Source organism: Peloplasma aerotolerans (assembly GCF_030012175.1).
In the GTDB taxonomy this organism is placed as follows: Bacteria; Bacillota_I; Bacilli_A; order Acholeplasmatales; family Acholeplasmataceae; genus Peloplasma; species Peloplasma aerotolerans.
Window position 1 is genome coordinate 1 of the sequence record NZ_JASCXW010000086.1, and the last position, 837, is coordinate 837.

Here is an 837-nt window from a genome sequence, read left to right on the forward strand (position 1 = left end):
AGTGGAATTATGCGAGTGATACATGGCATACACCAAAAGCAGAATCAGATTTTAAAGTAGGCGGAAGATTCACCTATCGTATGGAAGCTAAAGATGGATCTTCAGGTTTTGATTTTACTGGCCAGTTTGATCTTATTGATCCACCATATCGAATCAAATATCATTTAGAAGATCAAAGAGAAGTGGACATTAAGTTTAAAGAAAATGGGGAGTTCACATACGTTGAAGTTGTTTTTGATGCAGAAAATGAGAATTCTGTTGAATTACAAAAAAGAGGATGGCAATCTATTGTTAACAATTTCAAGAAGTATGTTGAATCACTATAAATATGGAGATGTAAGATGAAAAAAACTACAAAAGTTCTTGGATTCATTAGTTTGTTTTTTGCAGTTTTTTCAGCATTGATGTTGGGACAATTTTTGTTTGGAACTGCGAGTGGTGATTGGTCAGATTTAGGATTCTTTTTGATTGCAATCATCTTCGCGATTGCAGCGGTTATTTTGACAATACCATTTCTTTTTATTATTTTTAAAGTAAAAATCAGAGATATGAAGTTTTACTTCTTTTCTCATCTATCATTAATTGTAGTTAGTGCACTAACGATTGCTATCGCACTTAGTATTACTTAATTCAATATTTTCAATAGATTTTCAGTAATAGTTGTATCCATCGATTGAGATGGATACTTTTTGGTTTTATTGCGATTATGAACTTGTTTTATCTAATATGTTTCAAAAAACTCCCTCTTCAAAGCATTAAGTGTGAGATGAATGAAACTCACATTTTTTCTTTAAATTATCTATAAATAACATGCCCTCGTCTATCATTACATGATAT

General features: G+C 31.1%; 2 protein-coding genes. Both read left to right on the forward strand.

Annotation, left to right across the window (positions count from 1 at the left end):
* A partial coding sequence (locus QJ521_RS09660) for an SRPBCC domain-containing protein (RefSeq protein WP_282840276.1) occupies positions 1 to 326 on the forward strand: 326 nt, incomplete at its 5' end.
* Between the two features lie 15 nt (positions 327 to 341).
* Entirely contained in the window at positions 342 to 629 is a 288-nt protein-coding gene (locus QJ521_RS09665; protein WP_282840277.1) for a hypothetical protein, read from the forward strand.
* The last annotated feature ends 208 nt before the right edge of the window (positions 630 to 837 follow it).

Coding starts and splice junctions, on each gene's coding strand:
- QJ521_RS09665 (WP_282840277.1), top strand. CDS start 342: ATGAAAAAAACTACAAAAGTTCTTGGATTCATTAGTTTGTTTTTTGCA.